Source organism: Shewanella putrefaciens, assembly GCF_016406305.1.
Lineage (GTDB): Bacteria > Pseudomonadota > Gammaproteobacteria > Enterobacterales > Shewanellaceae > Shewanella > Shewanella putrefaciens_C.
The window spans coordinates 4,416,513-4,436,430 of the sequence record NZ_CP066369.1; the positions used below are offsets into that span (position 1 = coordinate 4,416,513).

Below are 19,918 nucleotides of genomic sequence, written 5' to 3' on the forward strand. Positions count from 1 at the left end.
CAATGATGTTCCCGACATCATTGTGACATTTCCCATATCCCTATGGGTTAGATGTGAAAGAGCGGCCATGCCGCCAACGGTCACTTCCATGACAGTGCTTAATTCCGCGAGCTAAATCGTATTCTGTTAGCCTGAAACAGCGCATAAGTGTGACGTGAAAACTGAACGAACAAACTCTTCAGGTATATATCTTTGAGCAAGTTTGGCACGAACCAATAGCTTGTATATATGCCTATTCAATCTTTACATAGCAAAATTTAACAATGGGTGTCTCGATAAACTTGGTGAGTGCGCCAAGCAACTGCTCGACTCTGGTGAGTGGGTTGAAGATGAAAACGAAGGATATTTAAGACAGGTTAAAGATTAAAGAATATAAATTTCAACCTATCCATTTAGTCCTATTCTTTATATAGGGCTTATTCTATCAACAACCTTTCAATATCATCCTCTGACAAACCATTTCGATTAATTATTTCTTTAAGGCAATCACTTAGAATATTTAAACCAAGGTCTAAAATTTCTCGAGCAGGTTTCTTTCCATCTTCACCCTTTATTTTTTGATCAGTCACTTCTCCATTATGGACAGCTAATGACCTCAGTGTATAAACAGCTTTTAATATTGAATACACCTTACGCCTTTGTTCAAATTCAGTTCTGGCAAGTTTTGAACCAAGAAGCCTTACCTGTAAAGATAATTGATCACTTGTTCTAGGAGCAGTAAGCACTGACTCGAGGGCAATACCTAAGTCGATCGCTTTATTAACATAGTTCCATGTATTCATTGACTTTACCCTTCTAGAGAGTGAAATATCAATTTGCAATCTTAACTTATGTGGCATTGCCATATATTTTTGAAACAATAATTCAACTTCTTTTATTTTGACATTTTTAAAGTCAGAATGTATTTTCGGCGGTTCAATCTCCAAATAATAAGAATATTGGTTATCACAAATACCTGACATAGGCACATCATCATTTAAAATACACCAGCGCCTATCAACTGTTGGAGCATAATGCTCAGAAAATAATGATAAAAAATTCACTACAAGCAACTCATGGTCAACATAAAAATGCAATGAATCATCAACTAATGGTCTGTTGGAATCAAAAAGGTTGTCACAAAGTGGCTGTATTAGAAATGTATAAGGAGGATGCAAACTTCCATTATCAAGATTCATCTTCACTTCTAAACTTTTTAATATTGTTTTTGGTAAGTTTTTGTAATCAACCAACTTTATTCCATCAATAAAATCAATGCTTCCTGTAAAATCCAAACCTCTAATTAAAGATACATTAAAACCATAAACAACATCATTAGATTCTAGTAACAGAACAGATTTATAAGCTTCTTCGGCACCAACAACTCTCGCTCTAAGCATCAACCACTTCGCCAATAAAAATGGATTTATTTCACCACTTGAGTAACCAAACCTAATAAACTTCCTGCAAAAAGAAGGGTGTTTTCTTGCAAGCAGTTCCATAAAATTTATAGATTGAACACTTGCACCTAATTTTTTCGCCCATTGAATTGGATCTTCTGCTGAGAAATTATTTATTCTCTCTAAAGATTTATCGTCTAAAATATCATTTATGCCAAAAACAACTTCCCTATAATCAGACATACTCAAGCCCTTACTATATAAATATTTCAAAATCTGCCTATCAATCGATAGCTGGCTCCGTGTCGGCCTGTTGCGCTACCACCGCAATTTCTTAAGCTAAGCTTTGTAGCCAAGTCGCACCGGTTAAGTTGTTGCTAGCTTACCGGCTACTTTCACACCAATTACGTAAGCGCTGTTCCTCATCCCGAAGGGCAAGGAGACTGTATGAAGCACCTAAGTAAATAACTGACCGACTGTTTTCATTGGAATAAACATTCTTACACGGCCGTTGATTTCACAAAGCACCTCGAAACCATACTTAGCGTAAAATGATTCAGCTTGGCCAGTTAAGCAATCGACAACAATGGCATAAGCTCTCATGTGAGCGTTAATTTCCCACAGATATTCTAGTGCTTTGATTAGGCTAGCTTTACCTAACCCACTACCATGAAACTCTTTATGAACAGCAAGTTGAGCAAGCAGAAAGACCGGAATGGGATAGCGTGGTAACTTTTTGCCAATAGCTTGCGGCAAGGTATCACGGCAAATTGAACTTGGTGCGATAGTATAAAATGAGCAAATTGGAAATTTTTGATTGGGTAATGGCGTAGCAGCAGGCAAAACCATTGTACGGCTAATACCTGCTTGCATGTGTTTCGCTGCTTGAGTTTGGATAAAATCGTTTAACTCTGCTTCGCCACAGTCAAATGATGCTCTATCGTGTTGTGATTTATCCAATTCTTTAAAAGTCTTGGAATAACTCACTTAAACTCACCACTTTTAGTAAATGCTGCCGCTTCACGCAATGCCTTGTTCGGGGCCTTAGCCTCATCACAAGCCAGTATGAATTGATCGAATACATCTGCTTTAACCGTAACGCTTTCATGCTCAGCTATCACCTGAGTTGCATCTTCGTCCATTAAGCGAACAACGTATTCAGTTAAGCTTTTTAACCCAAGCAAAGCTGATGCTTTCTCAGCCCTAGCTTTGATTTCTTCATCCAAACGGATATCGAGTCTTGCAGTCGCCATAAAACCTCCTATCGTACGGAGTGAATCCGTAATGAATTGGAGTATAAAGTTTAAACAACCAAATCGCAACTTGTACGGATATAGTACGGATTCTATTTTTAGATTTGTGGGAATAACGCTTCGAATACGCAGAAAGACAGACATCGGGTGTGGGATGAAGCCCCACGACGTTGACTTTTTGTTTTGCAACGAAATGACAGTGCTTAATCATTTCATCGCCTTTAATAGATCTGGATTCCCGCTCAAAAGCATTGCGGGAATGACGGAAAAGAGTTTATCGAAAAACCCACTGTTAAATTTTGCAACGTAACAACAGAATTCGGATATGTGCAGGCTAACAGGATACTCAGTGGTTAACGGGATTAAGCATCATTTAGAGTTTGTGTCCATGTTCTCTTTGAAAGATGTCTGAGTTGAATTGCAATTCATACCAAAACAAAGGGCGGTTATCTCCGCCCTTTGTCATCTTCAAACGAACCAAGTTAAAAGCTATAGCTTGCACTCAGCATAACGCTGTTTACGTCATTGGGTTTCAGGTTGAATTGCTGGTAACCCAGCCCCACCTCCCATGCCTCTGCCAGCTCGTAGTTCAGTTGCACGCCAAGGTACAAATCTGTGCCATCGCTTTTTGTGGTGAGCGTGTCGCCATTCATCCTGCTTTCTATTTCAGAGTCCCACAGCAGCACCCCCAGTGGCACAGCCACACTCCACTGCTCGTTTTGCCATAAGGTAAAACGCACTGCCGCAGTAAGACCATCCACCAACACAGGGCTGACGGCTTTGACGACTTCATGGTACTGCTCCGGGGTCAGGACTTCTGCCCTGATTTGACTGCTGGCTTCGCCTAAATCCAGATAGCCCACTTCCAATCCAAAGTAAGGGTGTACCTGATAACCCAGCGTCAAACCATAAGAGCTGTCACTGTCATCGATGGCGATGATGGTGCCACTAGGTAATTCATCCGCAAGGCGGCTTTGTTGCTGGTCCGCTTTGCTATAACCCACACTTCCTTGCAGATACCAGTCCGCGCTTTGACTCAACGGGCTAAAAGATAGCAGCATCACTGCAGCTAAACCGAAGACAGAACGACGACGAAGCATCACAGCACCCGCTAGTATCATCATCATCGATCCTGCCATACTGCCCCCACTTGATTTGTTATCCACCACGACATCCTGATAAGCACGCACTGTCACCGTCACCGCCGCAGATGAAATTCCACCCTCGCCATCTGTAATGCTGTAGTTAATGGTATCCACACCATCAAAGCCCACTTTTGGTGTATAACGTAAGCGCTGGTCTGGCTCAATACTGACGCTGCCCTGCACCGCACTGGCTGCAGTCACCGCCAGCGCATCCCCTTCTTCGTCGGCATCATTGACCAATACGGCAATCAGTATTGGCGTTCTGTCATCAGTAGACGCCACATCATTCACAGCCACAGGCGCACTGTTGCTGACCACGGTGACGATAAGTTCACTACTCGCCGTACCGCCTTTACCATCTGCGACACTGTAAATCACAGTATCCGTGCCAATAAAATCTGCATTGGGGGTATAACTCAGTTGCTGATCATCCAAAATAACCACTGTACCGAAGTTACTAACTGCCTGATTAACAGTTAAGGCATCACCATCCACATCGCTGTCATTGGCCAGCACATTCACAGTCACTGCCATATCCACATTTGTTGAGGCGACATCCGCAACAGCAACAGGCAGGTTATTTCCATTCAGTTCCACTGCAACACCACCCGGGTCCACAATGGCGCTGTTGGCGATACCATCGGCATCGTTTGGACCACCATCTTCCACCGTCACCTGCACACACCAATGGCCTTCCGTTAACCCTTCAGTCCATTCTGTGCCACCGGGCGGTGGACAGAAACCACGTTCACCCGCTGTACTGGACACTGAGTTACGCTCATTACTGACAAAATCCACCCAGCCCGTGACATCATTAAACTTGCGGTACACCGCATTGGCTGGCACAGGTAAACGTTGCGGAATGACTAGGCTGTGGCTGTTGCCCTGCTCAGGTAAACCATACGCAATAAAGTCAAAGATACCGCCTATATTCACCGCCACATCATCCGTTTCAACCGAATTCTGGTCGATTTGCAAACCACCGGCATCCGTTTCTGCCGCTACGGTTCCCAGACGTAAGCACACACCAGGTTCACCTTCCGCCACAAATTTGGTTTGCCCTAACAGCTCAGTGGGCATCACGTTACATTCGTTGATTGCATCCTGATAATCCGGAATACCATCACCGTCAGAGTCCGCAAAACCTTCCTGATCATCCGGCACTAAGTCACCGTCTGTATCTTCAATGCCTAACGTTGGCAACACAAGCCGCACCACAATAAAGGCCCGGGTTGTAGCCGATAAATTCGGACTGCCATTGTCTGTTGCTGTATAGCTGACCTGATACAAGCCTGGTCCCTGCTCTGCCGCTTCAAAACTCAGCTGAGTCTGGTCTGAGGTAACATTGGTCAGGCGACCAAAGTCCCACACGCCACTCAGTTGATCTTGCGGATTGGCATCCGATACCGTGGCCGTCACCCGGACAGTGCCTTCATCTTTGCTCACCGTCAGGCGACTCTCGTTGTTCTGATTGACGTCCAACGTCACCACAGGCGCAATGTTCGCTTCAGTCACCACAATACGACTGCTGCGCTGACTACCCCGATTCACACTGGCATCCAGCGTAATGCGAATGTCCTCTGTGCCTTCATTCTGTCCATCGTCCAGCGCAGTAAAGCGGATACTGGTACTAAGCCCCGAGCTGATTTCAGCCACACCTGACACCAGCGTATGGTCATTTGCATCTGCACTGCCACTGACAGTGTAAGGTACTAACACCGGATAGACAGGAGAGGAGCCATTGAGTATCACCTCAACCACCACCTCGCTACCTTCCGTGACAAGCTGGTCTTTACTGACTGAAACCAGTGGGTTCACTTTGATCGTTTGTGCTTTGGTTGCCGTATTGCCATCGGCATCCGTCGCTTGCCAGTACACAATGTGCTCGCCTGGTGCGAAGAACAGACTGCCGTTAATTAACGACACCCGCAGACGACGGCCATTGCGGTCGACTGCGGTCGCCGTGCCAATCGGTACTCTGGTAAACAAGGCCGTTGCATTCACTTCAATGTCCGCAGGCACCGTAATCACTGGCAAATCTGAAGCAGACTCACCTTCCACTTTCAGCCCCACATTGGCACTGGCACGACCGCCGTTGCCATCTGTCGTGGTATAACGCAGGCTAACCGGGCCGACATATCTGTCCGGTGTCGTCACAGTTAAACTTCCTGCAACAAAGGTCACTGTGCCGACACTGGTTGATGCGCCATCAATGGTCAGCGTATCGCCATCCACATCCGAATCGTTGGCGAGTACATTCAGCTGGTATTGATTCGTTGTGGTGTGCTGCAAACTGAAGTTATCGTCCACCACCACAGGATTATCGTTTACTGCATTCACCGTCAGGCTGAGGGTAGCCACGTTCGAACTAAACTCTGCATCGCTGGCCCTGTACTCAAGGCTGTCAGTGCCATTAAAGTCCAGCTTTGGCGTGTAGACCAAAAGCGCCCCCTGCAAGGTGACAGTACCATGCTCTGGCTGCGTGACAATCTCAAAGGTCAGCTCGTCCTGATCCGGATCCTGGGCCGTTAACGTCAGACTCAATGGCGAATCCTCGTCCAGCGTTGCGGTACTGTCTGTAGCCACAGGCGCTTCGTTGGTGCTGACTACCTCAATGCTGAAACTCTGTGTGGCTGTCAGTCCGCCACTGTCCGTTACCACTAGACTCACAGCATGACTACCCACATCCGCACGCATCGGTGTACCACTTAACTCTCCGCTTGCGGCATTAAAGTTCAGCCAAGCCGGTTTAGTCGGCGCACTAAAGCTCAGACTATCGCCCACATCTTCGTCGGTTGCACTCAGGGTGTAACTGTAATTCTCTCCCTGAGATGCAGATGTCGATGCGGTGGACATGATCACAGGTGCCACATTCACATTCACTACAGTCAGGTTAAATGCTGATAACGCTGTACTGGCGGTGCCATCGCTCACGCTAATCACAATGCCCTGGGTTGTACCTACATGCTCATTGCCCGGCGTGCCTATCAGTGCTCCTGTGGCTGTATTAAAACTGGCCCAGGCTGGTTTATTGCTAATGCTGAAAGTTAGCGTAGTCCCTTCATCCGGATCCGATGCTGTTGGGTTAAAACTGTACGTACTGCCTTCGTTCACTGTAATTGTCGGGCTGCCAGTGATGGTTGGGGCATCATTCACATTCACTACCGTCAGGTTAAATGCTGATAACGCTGTACTGGCGGTGCCATCGCTCACGCTAATCACAATGCCCTGAGTTGTACCTACATGCTCATTGCCAGGCGTGCCTGTTAAAGCTCCTGTGCTGGTATTAAAACTGGCCCAGGTCGGTTTATTGCTAATACTGAAGGTGAGCGTAGTCCCTACATCCGGATCCGAGGCAGTTGGGGTAAAACTGTAAGGACTGTCTTCGTTCACCGAAGTGACTGGGTTGCCAGTGATGGTCGGGGTATCATTTGTATTAACTACAGTCAGGCTAAATGCAGATAAAGCTGCACTGGCGGTACCATCGGACACACTAATCACAATACCTGCAGTGGTGCCAACATGCTCATTGCCAGGCGTGCCTGTTAAAGCTCCTGTGCTGGTATTAAAACTGGCCCAGGCCGGTTTATTGGTAATGCTGAAGGTGAGCGTTGCGCCCGCATCCACATCTGAGGCTGTTGGGGTAAAACTGTAAGGACTGTCTTCGTTCACCGAAGTGACTGGGTTACCAGTGATGATCGGGGTATCATTCACATTCACTACTGTCAGGCTAAATGCAGATAAAGCTGCACTGGCGGTACCATCGGACACACTAATCACAATGCCAGTCGTGCTACCTACATCAGCGTTGGCTGGTGTTCCTGTCAAAGCTCCTGTGGCCGTATTAAAACTGGCCCAGGCCGGTTTATTGCTAATGCTGAAGGTTAGCGTAGTCCCTACATCCGGATCTGAGGCTGTTGGGGTAAAACTGTAAGGACTGTCTTCGTTCACCGAAGTGACTGGGGTGCCAGTGATGGTCGGTGCCGTATTGGTCGGAGTCGGGTTGTAACTGACCTCATGTATCACAACCGAAGATGGCAAACCGCTGATTGGGTCATTCGCCACCACTAAAAATCTGGTATTACCCGAAATGCTGATAGGTGCTGTCGCCCAGCTACCTGCAGAGACCACAACAGCACCGGTAGCAGGTGGTTCATCTATATCGATCAGGTTGTTTAAATTGGCATCAATAATCACAGAAATAATAGTGCCATCCACCTGATGGGTACCAGAAACTACATAGTCGCTGCTGGTTGTGCTGATGGCTGAGGTGACCTCTGGTTCGGCTGGAGGGGTGGGTCCGCCACCGCCACCGCTGCCGCTACAGGCGCCAGAGCCAACATTGGTAAAACCCACAGCATTAATGATGGTACCCTGATATTCAGCTCCTATACTGCCAACATCTGTGCTGGTAAATGTATAGCAGGTGCCCTCTGTCAAAACATCGTTCAGGTTGACCGGAGTACCCATTGCATCGGCCGCCGTCGCATTCGACAAGTCCGTGAGCTGATAGAGGCTACCGTTTTTCGTTACTGTCGCAGCTGAAGAAATTGAAAAATCTGCCGCACTGCAGATGATGGTATGGCTGGATACTGTCGTTTGTTCAGACACCCCTCCCGGACAGACAGCTGCCACTGCCGGCAAAGACCAAAAACTTAACGCGAGCAGTATCAAAACCAGTGACTTGAAAGCCTGACTGGATCTTTGAAGCGGTGTACATGGGGAAGTTATCATTAAAACTCTGTCCTTTTTCTGTCGTCTTAGCGGAACCATCTGCACTAACTGCATCTTGTCTGCCTTCTGATTCTTATATATTCAGGATATCTAAAGTTATAATTTTTTCAAATATTCTTTATTCTTTAACAACCCAATGAATCACTTGAAATGATTTTTTAGTGATCCGGCGACAGAAATATGCTGCGATTTAAACAGCACATCAGCTATTTTAGTTTCGATTGATGCTCAAGGCTTTACTTAAATTCGCCCATACAGATCGGAAAATCTCACTATGTCATCTTCCCCAAGATAACTAGCGGATTGCACTTCGATCATCTGCGGCAAAACAACAGAATCGCGGTAGTTCTTATTAAATAAAAAGGCGGCGTGTCACTGGAATGGCAGTGCTTAATCATTTCATCGGCATATATAAAGATCTGGATTCCCGCTCAAAAGCATTGCGGGAATGACGGAAAAACAGACTGTTAAGCTGTTTCACGCCAACTTTCAATCAACGCCAATTTCTGAGAGCGACTTAGCTTTTTAACTGCGATTTCACGCTTTAGGGCATCGCTGCGGGTGCCGACTTGTTCTTGATACATCAGGGTTAATGGCCCTTTGCCGCGCAGGTACTTTGCTGCTTTGGGGCTGCTTGATTGATGCTCGTTAAACCGCCGCGTCACATCTGTAGTAATGCCAGTATACAAGTGACCATTGGCGCAGCGGATAAGGTATAGATACCACACCGATGCTTGCACTATATCTGCAGTCACTGCTTGGTCTAAAGGAAACGCTTGGCCAGAAGTAACCGCTTGTTCTGAATCTAGTGCTTGCTCAATGGGTACCGCTTCGGGCTTATTGGAAGTCTGAGCTTGGCTAGCCCCTTGTTTGGGGCTAGCTAAGTGATGTGGATTTGCAGTCTCAATGACTAAATTGGTCACCCGTTGGCGCCTACTTAGTTATGCCGAGCAGACTTAAGAAGAAGGCATATTCCTGCGCCGTGTCTTGGTACTGGCGATAACGGCCGCTCTTACCACCGTGGCCGGCATCCATATCGACGTCAAATAACAACACCTTATCGTCCAGCTTGTACCACTTATTCTGCACTTCGCGCAGTTTCGCCACCCATTTAGCGGGTTCGAAATACTGCACCTGCGAATCATGTAGACCTGTGGTCACTAACAGATGAGGATACTCATGGTCGGCGACATTGTCGTAGGGCGAGTAGCCGAGCATATAGTCGAAATAGGTCTTCTCGTTGGGATTACCCCACTCGTCGTACTCATTGGTGGTGAGCGGAATCGACTCATCGAGCATAGTCGTTACTACATCCACAAAGGGCACATGGGCCGCGATGGCAAAATACTTCTCCGGTGCCATATTGGCAATCGCGCCCATTAATAGGCCACCCGCACTGCCGCCCGCGGCGACCACTTTATTTTTATCACCATAACCTTGCTCGGTTAACGCCATGGTGACATCGATAAAGTCATTAAAGGTATTGTTTTTATTTAATAACTTACCCGCATCGTACCAAGGGCGGCCTAACATTTCGCTGCCGCGCACATGGGCGATGGCATAAACAAAGCCGCGGTCGAGCAGGCTAATCACAGATGAAGAAAAGTCGGGCTCTACCGTGTAACCATATGATCCATAACCATATTGATACAGTGGATTCGTGCCATCTTTGTTAAATTTATCCTTACGATAAACGAGAGACACGGGCACCTTGGCACCATCGCGGGCGGTGATAAATAAGCGTTCTGCTTTGTACGCACTAGCATCGAAGCCGCCTAACACTTGATCCTGTTTGAGCAAATCCCGTCTATCGGGATTATTTAAATGGTACTCGTACACAGCCTCTGGCGTGGTGAGGCTAGAGTAAAAAATGCGTAACTTGTCACTATCTTGCTGGGAATTAACATCTAAACCGAGCACATAGGCGGGTTCGTCAAAACTCAGCTCAAAGGGCTTTTGGCCATTGAGCGGCATCACTTTAATCCGACTTAGCCCATTTTCACGGGTCTGAATGATCAAATGATCCTTAAGCACTAATTTGTCTTCAATCCGCGCATTGGGATTATGGGCAACCACTTCCTGCCATTTGGATTTATCGGCGGCATCTTTTACCGCCACTTTCATCAAACGGAAGTTAGTCGCCTGCCAGTTGGTCAAAATGTAATAGCTGTCGCCCAGTTTAGAGATGCTGTATTCGTGGCCTTCTTCCCGTGGTAATACGGGTTTAAACAGACTTAACGCATCATTGGCATCGAGCACTGACACTTCACTGGTGGTGGTGTTCTCGTGGAATAGCACAATTTGCGATTCATCTAAGGTTTTGCCAAGGGCAATATAAAACGAGTCGTCCTGCTCCTCATATACCAGCACATCACGGGACTGTGGCGTGCCTAACTCGTGGCGGTACACTTGATAGCCCAGCAGCGTTTGCAGATCTTTGGCGATATAAAACACATGGCGATTATCGTTAGCCCAAACCACTCGGCCCTCAGTGTTTTCAAGCACATCGGTGATCATGTCGCCAGAGGCTAAGTCTTTAAAATAGATCTGATACACCCGGCGACTTAACAGATCCTCACCAAAGGCCAACATAGTTTCATCCGGGCTGACACTGGCGCCGCCTAAACCATAAAACTCATGGCCCTTAGCGCGCTCGTTCACATCGAGCATGACTTGCTCAACCCCATCGGCGCCCTTACGGCTGATCAGTGGATATTCGCTACCCTCTTGATATCTGTGGTAATAACTGTGCTGATGCCATTGGTATGGCACGCTGGATTCATCGGCGACCAAACGCTCGGTCAGCTCTTTAAACAGTCCATCCTGCAGTGGTTTGAGCGGTTTAAAATAGGCCTCAGTGTAGCGATTTTCGGCGTTAAGGTGCGCTAACACTTTGGGATCTTGGCGCTTATCGTCACGCATCCAATAATAATCGTCGGTACGGGTCACGCCATGCAAGGTCATCACATGGGGAATTTTTTCCGCAACCGGGGCGGGAACTTGCCCTTTTTGAGCCGAACAACCGGATAACAGCATGGTGATTCCTAAAGTTAACAACAGAGAGCGCATTGATACGTCCTTGTGACATCCAAAAACCATCGTAAGTGACGATGGCAAGCCAATAAGTGAATATGCTGAGTATGATATACCCAAGCTACCTATAGTTGCGAGTCTCCTAAAGGTTGCGCTCGCTTAAGGATCTTTACCAGTTGTGCGCTTGCGCAAACATTACCCAATTTAAGACGCGATTTTATTGCCATCCCCCCTAAATAAGCGCAACATAACGGCGTTTTTGGGCCTAAACAGCCTTAAAACAAATTCTCAGGGCGGGGTGAAACTCCCCACCGGCGGTAAATTGGTACAGGTTAAGTGATGATACTACTGAGCCTTATCAAAAGCCCGCGAGCGCCCGAAAACACTTTCGGGGTCAGCAGATCTGGTGACTTGGGCTTGACTAAACACCCAATATTCCAGAGCCGACGGTAATGGATTGTTTGCTTTTATGGCAACAGTGCTGAGTCCGGATGGAAGAGAATGTAAGACAACACGCAGTGAAACTAAGAATGCCTTCTTAACCATAGCGTTTTTAACTATCGCGCCGTGTTAGCCTCATATTTTGCAATAACGTCGCCCCTTGGGTGCGGTGCTATTGCTACAGCAAAGCCATATTTAATGCGCCTGAGCTGTATTTCTGCACGCCCTGATTCTGGATATTCCAATGTCGTATTTTTAAGGATATTAACCATGAATCAGTCTTTACTTGCTCCTTTTGGTACTGCTATCGAACGCGTTGAAGCGGGTCTTAATGCCCTGCGCCAAGGCCAAGGTGTGTTGGTTGTCGATGACGAAGATAGAGAAAACGAAGGCGACTTAATTTTTGCCGCCGAGTCACTGACCAATGCCCAAATGGCCATGTTAATCCGCGAATGCAGCGGTATCGTGTGCCTGTGTTTACCCGATGATAAAGTCAAAGCCCTCGAACTGCCGCCTATGGTGGAAATCAACTCGAGCCAATACGGCACCGCCTTTACTGTGAGTATTGAAGCCAAAGTAGGCGTAACTACCGGCGTTTCAGCGGCCGACCGCGTCACCACCATTAAAACCGCCATTGCCGATAATGCAAAACCCAGCGATTTAGCCCGCCCAGGCCATGTGTACCCGCTACGTGCCCAGCCCGGTGGCGTGTTAACTCGCCGCGGTCATACCGAAGGTACTATCGATCTGATGCAACTGGCCGGACTCAAGCCTGCCGGAGTGTTATGTGAAGTCACTAATCCCGACGGCACTATGGCGCGTCTGCCAGAGATCATTGCCTTTGGCGCACTGCATAATATGCCTGTGCTGACGATCGAAGATATTGTTATTTATCGTAAAGCATTACTGGCGAAGGTAGGCTAACCCTCCGTAGCCAGAGGCTGTACTATACGTCCGTTATCCCCAAAGACGCTTGCAACCGCCAGCGTCTTTTTTATTGCTTTGCCATCCAAGTCACCAAAGATCCCGCATCGATGCAATACGCGGCTCAGTCGATAAAATCAGCTTTAGCACTGCAACTTAGGCGGTATCACCCTGTTAGAAAACCAACAACGATATGAACCTAGGCAATGCGCAAATAATGTTCAAATGCCGCTCAATATCACAGACAAATTGTCATTTTGTTTGATAGGAGAAAAATACATAAGTAAAAATAATATCTTAGACATATATATAACAAATCGCTTAATTTCGTGACCTAGATTAGATATCCATAAACTAGGGGTCGCGGCACGTCTTTGTCTATGTTAAATATCCACAATCAGCATCAGGTTTTTTACAGCTCGATACAGTATCAAGGCGAACGCCTTGATTTTTTTATGTCTCCCGCCAGGCAAATGGAGTAGGAGTAAGTTTGCATGCCATCCACGCTACATCACCTCAGTCTGAAGCAGAAACTCATACTGTTTTCACTATTGCCCTTACTGATGATGAGCTTGTTTGTGCTAACACATATGTATGTTCTTGCGAAGGAATACCGCGCCGCCACTCATAGTCATCTCGCAATACAAACAACGGCACAGATTACTGAACTCCTCTATCAACTACATAAAGAATACGGCCTAAGTGTCGCGCCTAATCAAACGGCCAGATCCCAAAATCAAACAGAGTTATTGCAACAGCAAAAGAGCACGGCTAAGGCAATGGATGAATTGCTCAATGGGCCTTCTTTAATCGGCTTAATTGCCGCCTTAGATAACAACCAACTGAGTTCAGCGCAACTGCAGGAGCGGCTCGACGCGCTACGGCTATCGAGCCACAAACTCGTACCGGCCCGCCAGGATGTATTGAAACAGTATCCTCAGGTTTTCAGCAACTTATACAATCAGCTTAATGCCCAGCTCCTGCAACTGATCCAGCAGCTACAACTGCAAATCAACGACATTAACCAATCCCGCGCCTATGCCGATTTATTAAATCTCCTTATGGTGCAGGAGCTTGCCGTCAAAGAGCGCAGCGCCATTAACAGTATGCTGTTATCAAGCTCATTGAGCATCGATGATTACCGCAGCATAAGCACGATAATGTACGAATATGGCCAAGCCATTTTGCACGCCAGCAATGCCTCGATTTCAGATAGACAATCCCTGATCCGTCAAATACAAGCTTCGCCAGAAAACTTACAAATACTCAATATTAATCAACAAATTGAACAGCAGATCCGTGTCAGCACTTTAGTGCAAAACATCAATGCCCATTTAGGCTATGGCGGTTTGATCGATAGTTATCAGAACTATTTGCTCAAGGGCGATGCTAACTCACTGGATAAATTCAATCGGGCCTTGGCTATCATTCAACTTAATCTGGATGAGCTAAAGCATGAGACCCGCAACCAGCCAAGCATAATCCCCGCGGTCAATGTTATCGAAGACAGCATTAGTCAATACCAATTTGGCATGTCTAAGCTACAACAACTGCAAGATCAACGGCTTTCCCGCGATGAGATCGCCGCCCTCGCCCATGTGAACGACTCGGATCTGAGTGGGGCCATAGGCAAACTGTTAATGCCACCCCATCCGGTCAGTAGCAAAGATTGGTGGTCACTGACAACGGAGCGCATCAATAAACTGCACGCTATCGGTGATGAGATCACTGAGTCCATGGCGCAGCAGAGCGAAACCCAGCAAAACCAAGCCCTGACGCTTCTCGGTTTATACCTCTTTTCCGCCTTGTTTACCGCCACTATCACACTCTGGCTTGGGCGTAAGATTATTCGCAGCTTTATCGACAAAATCACTAAAATTGCCAATAACATGCAGCAGATGGCGGCCGATCCCCAGCTCAACATCAATATCAATGTTTCAGGTTCGGATGAACTCGGCCGCATGGCCCGCGCCATGAATCTGATGATTAGCGAGCGCCAAAAGGCTAACCATGCGCTCAATCGTGCCGCCGCCGTATTCAATTATTCCGCCGAAGGCATAATGGTGACGGATGCGGATAACCATATCGAAATGGTCAATCCCGCATTTAGCCAAATAACAGGTTACACCTTAGAGGACGTGAAGGGACGCAGCCCCTCACTCCTAAGCTCTAAACGCCATTCCCAGCATTTTTACACCACCCTGTGGGAGGCGCTGCAACGGGAAGGTAAGTGGGAGGGAGAAATCTGGAATAAGCGCAAGGATGGCCAAGTGTACCCCGAGTATCTGGCGATCACTGTGGTGCGAAACGAGCAGGGTCAGATAATCCAACATATTGGTTTATTTATGGATATCAGTAAACGTAAACAATATGAACAGGATCTTTGGTATCAGGCTAACTTCGATAGCCTCACCGGCCTACCTAACCGCAAACTTTTTAATGAACGCCTGCAGCACGAAATCCATGTAGCGCAGCACGACTCTCGTAAGCTGGCGATTCTACTGATCGACTTAGATCAATTTAAATACATTAATGATGTACAGGGCCATGCCACTGGCGACCTATTGCTACTCGATGTGGCTAAGCGCCTAGAGGAAATTACGGGTAAAACCGATTTTATCGCCCGTATCGGTGGGGATGAATTTGTCCTCATATTGCCACGCCTAACGAACGAACTCGCCATCGAACATATGGCCAGCCGCATCATTGAAACCCTATCCGCACCTTTTATACTGAACGAACGGGAGATCCAGATCTCCGCCAGTTTCGGTATTGGTGTGTACCCCGAAGATGGCCTCGACGTAAGCTCCCTCACCCGCAATACCGAAATGGCCATGTATCAAGCCAAAGATGCCGGGCGAAACACCTTCAAATACTTTACCGCAGGTATGAATCAAACCATGTATGCTCGCATGGAGCTGGAACAACGCCTGCGACGCGCCGTAGCGCAAAATGAATTTACCCTGCATTATCAACCCATAGTCGATATGAAAACCGGCCAAGTGTGCAGTGTTGAGGCGCTTATCCGTTGGCAAGACCCCGATTTTGGCCTGATACCGCCGGATCAATTTATCACTATCGCCGAAGAGACTGGGCTTATCGAACCTATGGGCGAGTGGGTCCTCAACCAAGCGATGCACGACCTCAGGCAGTGGCAGAAAAGCGGCTTAAATATCAATGTCGCCATTAATGTCTCCAGCCGCCAATGTATCAACACCCGCGGCATGGGCTTTGACCAAGTGCTGCAGGAATGCTTTAACCGCCACCATGTGAACCCGCGCAATGTGCATATTGAGATCACCGAAAGCATGTTGATGGGCGATGCGAGCCACTGCTTAAGTACCCTAGAATCCATTCGCCACTTAGGCTCGCAAATCTATATCGATGATTTTGGGACAGGTTATTCCTCATTGAGTTACTTGAAAAAATTCCCTATTTCAGTGATCAAAATCGACCGCAGTTTTGTGGAAAACGCACTAGATAACAACTCTAACGCCAATCTGGTGAAAGCCATTGTCATGATGGGCCAAAGCCTTGAAATGGAACTCGTTGCCGAAGGCATAGAAACCGAAGCCCAGTGGCATTTCCTGCAGGAATTAGGCTGTCATTTCGCCCAGGGCTATTTAATCTCAAAACCGCTGCCATTCGATGAGGTAACGCCGCTGCTGCATATCAAGCATATCCACCATGATTATCAGGATAGTTGTGTGAATATCTAAGATGATAGAAAGCGAAGCACTCATAGCAAAAAAGCAGCCTAGGCTGCTTTTTTATCGGGTAGGTAAAAACTAAGCCTGTGGCTGACTTTGGCCATTCATAATGCTTTCGCCGCCCTTAGAGGCCAATTTAGCCAGATCTTTATCGATAAAGAATAACGCCTTACCGTCTTCACCCACTAAACGGATCTTATCGACAATCGATTTAAACAGCTTTTCTTCTTCATGCTGCTCGGCCACATACCATTGCAGGAAGTTGAAGGTGGAATAATCTTGATTAGAAAATGCGGCATGGGCTAACGCATTAATTTGGCGAGTGATTAACTGCTCGTGCTCATAGGTCAACTCGAACAAGGCGAGTAAGGATGAAAACTGTGACTGCGGCGCCTCAATCGCGCCTAATAATGGCAAGCCACCGGTTTCACTCACATAAGTAAACAGGCGACGCATATGGCCCATTTCTTCGTCCGCATGCTCACGCATAAACTTAGCTGCGCCTTCAAACCCTTGATCTTCACACCATGCGCTCATTTGCAGGTATAAATTGGAGGAGAAGAACTCCATATTAATTTGCTCATTCAACTTTTCGATCATGGCTGCTGACAGCATAGTAAATCCTCTTTGGCATTCGAACTGAAATCTTGGCCCATTGTCATTAAGGGGGACAATAAAAGCAATAAAATTTACCTTTGAACCTTTAGCTAACTTAATGATTATTTGATAAAAATGATTTTCATTTGTTCATCGACTCGCGTTTAAGTTTGAGATTTTATGTTAAGGCTATTCAACACAAGGCCCCCGCTTTCTTAAACTCTGGCAGCCAAAAACCGATTGCCCATCACAGAAACTCGCATGCAGATCATGGCCATCGCCGATCACCGTGGCATAATAAGCCCAATGTTGCCACACAACTCACAGCATATAAGGAAGACCCGATGTCCGTAAAAGCCGATCCTTGTTCGCAACCTAGCCTAATGCATCCCGATCAAGCTATTCCCCTTTTGCTCGAACAAGTTAGCCCAGTGTCAGACACCGAAGTCGTATTATTGCCCCAAGCCTTAGGTCGAGTGCTCGCCGAAAATTTAGCGTCCTGCATCGATCTGCCACCCTTCGATAACTCATCGATGGACGGCTATGCCTTCCGTTTTGCCGACTTACAGCAGCAGACAGAGCAAACGGCTCTACGCCTTATCGGCAGTTCATTCGCGGGGCATGGCTTTCAAGGTGAAGCCCAAGCGAATACCTGCATACGGATCATGACGGGGGCCCCAGTTCCTGCGGGTTATGACACAGTGCAAATGCAGGAAGAAACCCAAGTCCAAAGGGAGTTTATTCTTATCAAGCACCCCAAGGGCAAAGGCGCCAATGTGCGTTGCCGTGGTGAAGAACTCACCCAAGGTACCCAAGTGCTCAATGCGGGGATCGAAATCGGTGCCGCCGAACTGGGTGTACTCGCCACCATAGGCGTTAGCCAAGTCAGGGTTTACCGCCAACTTAAAGTGGCCTTCTTCTCAACCGGGGATGAGCTACGCCCGGTCGGCAGCGAATTAGCGCCGGGGCAAATTTATGATTCTAACCGTTATTCAATCCAAGGCTTACTCAGCCGCGCCAATGTGGAATGGCTGGATTTAGGCGTAATAGCCGATGATCCCGAGGCCATTCGCCACGCATTTCGCCATGCCGCCAGCATAGCGGATATGGTATTAACCTCGGGCGGTGTTTCGGTCGGCGAAGCGGATTTTACTAAGCAAATTCTCGATGAAGAAGGCCAAATCACCTTCTGGAAGCTCGCGATTAAACCGGGCAAACCCTTTGCTATGGGGCGCATAGGCAAAGCGATATTCTGTGGTTTACCGGGTAATCCTGTTTCGTCCATGGTGACTTTTTATAAACTTGTTTGGCCAATATTGAACAAGATGCAGGGGTTAACCCCAGTGCCACCGCTGATGTTAGCCGCCACACTCACCACACCCGTGCGCAAACAGCCGGGGCGCGTCGAGTATCAAAGGGGCATTTTAAGCCGTAATTCCCAGGGTGAACTCGAAGTGGCGATCACCGGCAGCCAAGGTTCGGGCATGTTGACCTCTATGAGCCTCGCCAACTGTTTTGTGTTGTTAGAACAGTTCCAAGGTGACACGCCGGCGGGCACTAAAGTCACGGTTGAACCCTTTAACAGCGTGCTTTGCTAAGGTCTCTTTATGAACGAACAAGTAGACATCCTTAGCGATAGCGAGCTCACCCGCTACAGCCGCCAGATATCCATCAAAGCCATGGATATCGACGGTCAGGAACGCTTAAAACTCGCCAAAGTCTTGATGATCGGTGCCGGCGGCTTAGGCTGCGCCGCCAGTCAATATCTTACGGTCGCAGGTATAGGCGAACTCACATTAGTGGATTTCGATACGGTCGAACTCTCCAATCTACAGCGCCAAGTGCTGCATCAGGATACGAATATTGGCCAAGCTAAGGTCGAGTCGGCTAAACAGAGCCTAAGCCAGCTCAATCCCAATATAAAAATCAATACTATCAATGCCGTATTGGACGACCATGAAATCGATGCCTTAGTCGCTGACCACCATCTGGTGCTCGATTGCACCGATAATGTTAGCGTACGTGAGCAGCTCAATCTCAGCTGTTTTAGGCATAGAGTCCCCTTAGTTTCCGCCGCCGCCATCCGTATGGAAGGCATGGTCACAGTATTTGACTACCAAGAGCAAACCCCTTGTTATCATTGCTTTAGTTCATTATTTGGCGAGCAGCAGCTCAGCTGTGTCGAGTCGGGAATTCTTGCCCCCGTTGTCGGCATGATAGGTTGTTTACAGGCGGTGGAAGCGATCAAAGTCATCACTGGCATGGGCAAAACCCTCGCAGGGCGCATTTTGATGATCGATGCAATGACGATGGAATTTCGCGAGATGAAATTACCTAAGCAGCCCAATTGCTCGATTTGTGGTCAGTAAGGGCATGAATAAGCACATTAATCCATAGGAAATAGCATGAAATTAGCTTCCCCCATTCTACTTAGTCTATTCATTTGCAGCAGCTTATTAGCAGGCTGTGAGGATAAAACCGAACAGACAGCAAACACTCAAACCGAGGCAAAAGTGCAACTTGCTAATCCTGCATCCGAATATTGTGTGTCCCTTGGCGGCACCTTGGAAATACAGAAAAATGTAGAAGGTGAGCAAGGCATGTGTAACCTGCCCAATGGTGAAAAAATCGAAGAATGGGCGCTATTTCGCCGCGACCATCCCCAAGATAAAGCGCAGTAACCATGTTAATTATTGAGCAAA

General features: G+C 47.3%; 12 protein-coding genes, 1 pseudogene and 1 riboswitch. Of the genes and pseudogenes, 5 read left to right on the top strand and 8 right to left on the bottom strand.

Features of this window, described 5'->3' with window-relative positions; translation table 11 throughout:
* Window positions 1–416: 416 nt before the first annotated feature.
* From JFT56_RS19165 to JFT56_RS19195, 7 genes and pseudogenes are all read right to left on the bottom strand, one after another.
* Window positions 417–1,622 (bottom strand): HEPN domain-containing protein, encoded by a 1,206-nt coding sequence (locus JFT56_RS19165; protein ID WP_198781552.1) that lies wholly within the window; start codon window positions 1,620–1,622, stop codon window positions 417–419.
* 213 nt (window positions 1,623–1,835) lie between these two features.
* A complete protein-coding gene (locus tag JFT56_RS19170) occupies window positions 1,836–2,366 on the bottom strand; it encodes a GNAT family N-acetyltransferase (protein ID WP_198781553.1) in 531 nt (176 codons plus the stop codon).
* On the bottom strand, window positions 2,363–2,632 hold the full coding sequence (locus tag JFT56_RS19175; RefSeq protein WP_198781554.1) for a DUF1778 domain-containing protein: 270 nt from the start codon (window positions 2,630–2,632) through the stop codon (window positions 2,363–2,365). Before JFT56_RS19175 ends, JFT56_RS19170 begins: the two co-directional genes overlap by 4 nt.
* A 482-nt stretch (window positions 2,633–3,114) precedes the next feature.
* Window positions 3,115–8,388, bottom strand: a complete 5,274-nt coding sequence (locus JFT56_RS19180; RefSeq protein ID WP_198781555.1) for an Ig-like domain-containing protein — start codon at window positions 8,386–8,388, stop codon at window positions 3,115–3,117.
* A 363-nt stretch (window positions 8,389–8,751) separates the two neighbouring features.
* A pseudogene (locus JFT56_RS19185) lies at window positions 8,752–8,832 on the bottom strand (mannose-1-phosphate guanylyltransferase); the annotation flags it as partial.
* A gap of 146 nt (window positions 8,833–8,978) precedes the next feature.
* The gene (locus tag JFT56_RS19190; protein ID WP_198781556.1) at window positions 8,979–9,434 is read right to left on the bottom strand and encodes a GIY-YIG nuclease family protein; all 456 of its coding nucleotides are present in this window, start codon (window positions 9,432–9,434) and stop codon (window positions 8,979–8,981) included.
* A 10-nt stretch (window positions 9,435–9,444) separates the two neighbouring features.
* Window positions 9,445–11,580 (bottom strand): S9 family peptidase, encoded by a 2,136-nt coding sequence (locus JFT56_RS19195; protein WP_198781557.1) that lies wholly within the window; start codon window positions 11,578–11,580, stop codon window positions 9,445–9,447.
* 244 nt (window positions 11,581–11,824) lie between these two features.
* A riboswitch (FMN riboswitch) is annotated at window positions 11,825–12,051 on the top strand.
* 204 nt (window positions 12,052–12,255) lie between these two features.
* Between JFT56_RS19195 and ribB the strand changes: the two genes are divergently transcribed.
* The gene (gene ribB, locus JFT56_RS19200; RefSeq protein ID WP_198781558.1) at window positions 12,256–12,909 is read left to right on the top strand and encodes a 3,4-dihydroxy-2-butanone-4-phosphate synthase; all 654 of its coding nucleotides are present in this window, start codon (window positions 12,256–12,258) and stop codon (window positions 12,907–12,909) included.
* Window positions 12,910–13,403: 494 nt separating this feature from the next.
* Window positions 13,404–16,628 carry an EAL domain-containing protein gene (locus JFT56_RS19205; protein WP_198781559.1) on the top strand — a complete coding sequence of 1,075 codons (3,225 nt, stop codon included), beginning with the start codon at window positions 13,404–13,406 and terminating at the stop codon, window positions 16,626–16,628.
* Window positions 16,629–16,697: 69 nt separating this feature from the next.
* Here the strand turns inward: JFT56_RS19205 and ftnA are convergent, their stop codons facing one another.
* Window positions 16,698–17,234 (bottom strand): non-heme ferritin, encoded by a 537-nt coding sequence (gene ftnA / locus JFT56_RS19210; protein ID WP_007652174.1) that lies wholly within the window; start codon window positions 17,232–17,234, stop codon window positions 16,698–16,700.
* A gap of 326 nt (window positions 17,235–17,560) precedes the next feature.
* On the opposite strand from ftnA, the gene glp reads away from it, so the two are divergent.
* The 3 genes from glp to JFT56_RS19225 are packed head-to-tail and all read left to right on the top strand — an operon-like array spanning window position 17,561 to window position 19,897.
* Complete coding sequence (glp, locus tag JFT56_RS19215; RefSeq protein WP_198781560.1) at window positions 17,561–18,814, top strand: gephyrin-like molybdotransferase Glp; 1,254 nt, start codon at window positions 17,561–17,563, stop codon at window positions 18,812–18,814.
* 9 nt (window positions 18,815–18,823) lie between these two features.
* The gene (gene moeB, locus JFT56_RS19220; protein WP_198781561.1) at window positions 18,824–19,585 is read left to right on the top strand and encodes a molybdopterin-synthase adenylyltransferase MoeB; all 762 of its coding nucleotides are present in this window, start codon (window positions 18,824–18,826) and stop codon (window positions 19,583–19,585) included.
* A 36-nt stretch (window positions 19,586–19,621) separates the two neighbouring features.
* Window positions 19,622–19,897, top strand: a complete 276-nt coding sequence (locus tag JFT56_RS19225; RefSeq protein WP_198781562.1) for a DUF333 domain-containing protein — start codon at window positions 19,622–19,624, stop codon at window positions 19,895–19,897.
* Window positions 19,898–19,918: the final 21 nt, after the last annotated feature.

Coding starts and splice junctions, on each gene's coding strand:
- JFT56_RS19165 (WP_198781552.1), bottom strand. CDS start 1,622: ATGTCTGATTATAGGGAAGTTGTTTTTGGCATAAATGATATTTTAGAC.
- JFT56_RS19175 (WP_198781554.1), bottom strand. CDS start 2,632: ATGGCGACTGCAAGACTCGATATCCGTTTGGATGAAGAAATCAAAGCT.
- JFT56_RS19195 (WP_198781557.1), bottom strand. CDS start 11,580: ATGCGCTCTCTGTTGTTAACTTTAGGAATCACCATGCTGTTATCCGGT.
- ribB (WP_198781558.1), top strand. CDS start 12,256: ATGAATCAGTCTTTACTTGCTCCTTTTGGTACTGCTATCGAACGCGTT.
- JFT56_RS19205 (WP_198781559.1), top strand. CDS start 13,404: ATGCCATCCACGCTACATCACCTCAGTCTGAAGCAGAAACTCATACTG.
- ftnA (WP_007652174.1), bottom strand. CDS start 17,234: ATGCTGTCAGCAGCCATGATCGAAAAGTTGAATGAGCAAATTAATATG.
- glp (WP_198781560.1), top strand. CDS start 17,561: ATGTCCGTAAAAGCCGATCCTTGTTCGCAACCTAGCCTAATGCATCCC.
- moeB (WP_198781561.1), top strand. CDS start 18,824: ATGAACGAACAAGTAGACATCCTTAGCGATAGCGAGCTCACCCGCTAC.
- JFT56_RS19225 (WP_198781562.1), top strand. CDS start 19,622: ATGAAATTAGCTTCCCCCATTCTACTTAGTCTATTCATTTGCAGCAGC.